The organism is Neochlamydia sp. TUME1, assembly GCF_000813645.1.
In the GTDB taxonomy this organism is placed as follows: domain Bacteria; phylum Chlamydiota; class Chlamydiia; order Chlamydiales; family Parachlamydiaceae; genus Neochlamydia.
Genome location: NZ_JRXI01000158.1, coordinates 1 through 2,915, shown reverse-complemented (window position 1 = coordinate 2,915; position 2,915 = coordinate 1). Strand labels below are relative to the sequence as shown.

Below are 2,915 nucleotides of genomic sequence, written 5' to 3'. Positions count from 1 at the left end.
AAATACTAGCTCCTATTTTAAAGGTTTGCGTCACACCTTCCTTATTTAGCGTTTGTACGAGATGGCGACATTTGCTGGCTACAGAAGTTATGCCTTCCCTTTACAAGCAAATAGGCAAGATGCATGTTCCTCAAGGAGATGTCAACAAGCAGGCTCTTATTTTGGATAAGATTTATAAATTAGAAGCTGAACTTCCTGAAGTTACAAAAGTCAACACGATCTTTAAGCAAATCTTTGCTTTAGCTAGCTCTCTTTCACCTTTAGAATTTAAATGGGTAACCGAGGAAAAAAGATATTTTACTCTGAATAATTACTCTTCTTATCTGATAAACATTAACCGCCTTTTAATGTGGAAAAAAATCCCTGGTGGAAAGGAATACTTAGGCCAAGAAGCAATCAAGTATTTGCCTTTGCAAGCAAAAGGAAAGCTATTTAGAGATTGGATTGAAAGATATGGCAAAGATATTAAAGACTTAAATTTAACAAGAATGGGCTTGACTTTATTACCTGTAGAGATAGGGCAGCTACTTCAGCTGAAAAGTGTTAACTTAGAACAAAACCAACTTACCGCTCTCCCCATAGAGATAGGACAGCTATCACGGCTGCAAGAGCTTAACTTAGAAAATAACCAGCTCACCACTCTTCCTGCCGAGATAGGGCAGCTACTTCAGCTGAAAAGTCTTAACTTAAAAAAAAACCAGCTTGCCATTCTTCCCATAGAGATAGGGCAGCTATCACGGCTGCAAGAGCTTGATTTAAGCGGCAGCCAACTCACCACTCTTCCTGAAGAGATAGGGCAACTTTCCCAGCTACGGATACTTTGGCTAAGCGACAATAAGCTCACCGCTTTTCCGGCTGAGATATGGAAGCTACCACAGCTAGATGAGCTTTACTTAGATAGCAACGAGCTCGCGCCTCTCTCGGCAGAGATAGGGCAGTTATCTCAACTGAAAAGGCTTTGGTTAAACAACAATCGGCTTACCGCTCTTCCGGGAGTGGTATGGCAGCTATCACAGCTAGATGAGCTTTATTTAGATAGCAACGAGCTCACTTCTCTCCCGGCAGAGATAGGGCAGTTATCACAGCTGAAAAGGCTTTACTTAAATAATAACCAGCTTACCACTCTTCCGGAAGAGATAGGTCGTTTATCGCAGCTGAAAACGCTTTGCTTAAACAACAACCAGCTAACCTCTCTTCCCAAAGAGATGGGGCGGCTATCACAGCTAGATTGGCTTTACTTAAAAGACAACCAGCTCACCACTCTCCTCTCAGAGATAGGGCAGCTTTCTCAGCTAGATGGGCTTTACTTAGGCAGCAACCAGCTCACCACTCTTCCGGCAGAGATATGGCAGATTACTCAGCTGAAAAGGCTTTACTTAGGTAGCAACCAGCTTACCACTCTTCCTACTGAGATAGGGCAGTTGTCTCAGCTCTTAAGATTTGATTTAAGCAGCAACAAAATTGCCACTCTTCCTTCACAGATAGGTCAGCTGTCTCAGCTGCAAAGGCTTGACTTAAAAGGCAACCAACTTACCAATCTTCCTTCACAGATAGGGCAGCTGTTACGATTACAATGGCTTGATTTAAAAGGCAACCAACTTACCAATCTTCCAATAGAGATAAGGCAGCTTTCTCTGCTTAGAACGCTTAACTTAGATAATAACCAACTCACCTCCCTTCCTAAAGAGATAGGGCTTTTATCACGGCTGCAAGAGCTTAACTTAGAAAATAACCAGCTAACCACTCTTCCGTCAGAATTAAGTTATCTGTGGCACCGGTTAAATCTTAATCTTAAAGGGAATCCGCTGCAAAGCATCCCAGCTGAAATAAAGCAGCGTTTTAGTCTATAAGTGGAAAAGTTTGTATCTGCCTTAATGTACTAAAGAAATAAATTGATGCATTTGGAAGATGTGGAAAATCTAGATAACCTTCCAATAGCATCCGAAGCGGGCAGGACTCACTCTGCTAAAAGATAGAAACAATTTCTAATGGTCGTTTGCATTGCTAGCCTGCCTAAGCATGCGCTAAGTTGTTTTTAAATCTAGCTTGCCTATTTTGCTTTTTCCATATATACGAATTTCTCTAAGAGTAACTAAAAATAGGCATAAAGCTTAAAGGAGACCCTACTATGAATACTAGCTCATCTATCACCCTTGAACATCTACCTAATGAAATACTAGCTCCTATTTTAAAGGTTTGCGTCACACCTTCCTTATTTAGCGTTTGTACGAGATGGCGACATTTGCTGGCTACAGAAGTTATGCCTTCCCTTTACAAGCAAATAGGTAAGATGCATGCTCCTCATAGAGATGTTAACGAGCAAACTCTTATTTTAGATAGGATTTACAAGCTAGAAGAAGATCTTTCTGTAACAACAAAGGTAAATGCAATCTTTAAACAAACCTTTACTTTAGCTAGCTCACTGTCTCCTATGGAGTTGGAATTTAAATGTAAAGCTGAGGAAAAAAGGTGTTTTACCCTGTCTAACTATACCTCTTATCTTGTAAACATTAATCGCCTGTTAATGTGGAAAAACCTCCCTAGTGGAAGGGAGTACTTAGAGCAAGAGAAAATCAAGTATTTGCCTTTAACAAAAAAAGGAGAGCTTTTCAGAGAGTGGATTGAAAATCATGGCAAAGTATTAAAAGCTTAGATTTAACTGAATCTGGCCTGACCTTTCTACCCCCAGAGATAGGGTGTTTATCGCAGCTGAAAAAGCTTAATTTAAACAATAACCAGCTCACTACTCTTGCGGTAGAGATAGGGCAGCTATCTCAGCTAGAAGAGCTTTACTTAGATAATAACCAACTGACCATTCTTCCGGTAGAGATAGGGCAGCTTCCTCAGCTGCAATGGCTTTACTTAAAAAACAACCAGCTTACCACTCTTCCGGCAGAGATAGGTCATTTATCGCA

General features: G+C 40.7%; 3 protein-coding genes. All 3 read left to right on the top strand.

Annotated features, from left to right (window positions below; all coding sequences use genetic code 11):
- Positions 1-1,850: leucine-rich repeat domain-containing protein (locus DB41_RS07690; protein ID WP_155117620.1), on the top strand; the 1,850-nt coding region annotated here is incomplete at its 5' end.
- A gap of 278 nt (positions 1,851-2,128) precedes the next feature.
- The gene (locus tag DB41_RS07685; protein ID WP_039386103.1) at positions 2,129-2,653 is read left to right on the top strand and encodes a hypothetical protein; all 525 of its coding nucleotides are present in this window, start codon (positions 2,129-2,131) and stop codon (positions 2,651-2,653) included.
- The coding region (locus tag DB41_RS13005) for a leucine-rich repeat domain-containing protein (protein ID WP_193365246.1) at positions 2,641-2,915 on the top strand (275 nt) is incomplete at its 3' end. The genes DB41_RS07685 and DB41_RS13005, both read left to right, overlap by 13 nt.

Bases quoted from the DNA above. Each gene is read 5' to 3' on its own strand.
- DB41_RS07685 (WP_039386103.1), top strand. From the start codon at position 2,129: ATGAATACTAGCTCATCTATCACCCTTGAACATCTACCTAATGAAATA.